This window comes from Oleiphilus sp. HI0061 (assembly GCF_001635675.1).
The window spans coordinates 1-972 of sequence record NZ_LWFE01001729.1; the positions used below are offsets into that span (position 1 = coordinate 1).

2 protein-coding genes are annotated in these 972 nt (G+C 42.6%); both read right to left on the reverse strand.

The features are described from left to right. A partial coding sequence (locus A3735_RS26530) for a hypothetical protein (RefSeq protein WP_197486067.1) occupies nt 1-187 on the reverse strand: 187 nt, incomplete at its 3' end. Nucleotides 188-196: 9 nt separating this feature from the next. Continuing rightward, on the reverse strand, nt 197-972 hold a 776-nt coding region (locus A3735_RS26535), incomplete at its 5' end, for a flavin reductase family protein (protein ID WP_068638963.1).

Consider the following 972-nt stretch of genomic DNA (forward strand, 5'->3'; position numbering starts at 1 on the left):
GTTGAAAATAGTCGATATCTTCTTTTCCTAGCTTTGACTCGATAGAGTAGCGTAACTCGTCCAGTTCTTTTTGGAAGTCATTGATTTGCTGAGGGCTTAAATCTGGCTTATCGCTACTTTTAAACGCTGTTTTAATATCGACCAGTGTTTTTTTTGTACTTTCTTGAACCTTGCTTTGATTGCTCATAAAACTGTCCTATAACTCGATGTGAGTTGCTGTTTTCGCAACGGATATGCAGGGAAGGATGTAGTCATTATCTTTTGTCGACTCTTCCCCGGTTGCTAGATTGACGGTAGTGCCTGAAACTTTCTTGCAGCGGCAGGTTCGGCAGATTCCGGTGCGGCATGCTGATTTAGGCTTCAAACCGGCCGCTTCAGCTTCCTGCAATATTGTTCTTGCTGGGCTTGATACGACTGATGCATCTAAGGAGTCGAATTGAAGCTCGCTCGAGTAGCCTAATGTACTGGCATCAGCCAGGTCTGAAGTGAAGTTCTCTAGATGGATTTTTGAAGGGGCTATGCTTAGCTGCTCAAATATTTCCATAGATGCCTTCATAAAACCTTGGGGGCCACACATGTAGATGTCGCGACTTGATAAGTCAGGAACGAGTGATTGAAGTTGTGAACTATTTATTAGGCCGCTTTTCTTTCCGCGTGAGCCAGTTTCTAGCACAAACTGACTATTAATATTTGAGCGACTGCTTGTTAACTCTTCAATCTCTTTTTTAAAAATAAGATCTTTGGCTGACTTAGCGTAATTTATAAACACAATATCACTGCGGTTACCTGTTTTTGACAGGTAGCGAAGCATTGACATGACGGGAGTTATGCCGCTTCCTGCAGAGAGAAAAAGAATCTTTCCTGGAGGGTGGTAGGGTAATACAAATTGTCCCTGCGCCTTACTGACATTGATTTCGTCTCCAACTTTAAGCTGTGAGAATAGCCAGTTTGAAGCTAATCCTTTTTCTATGC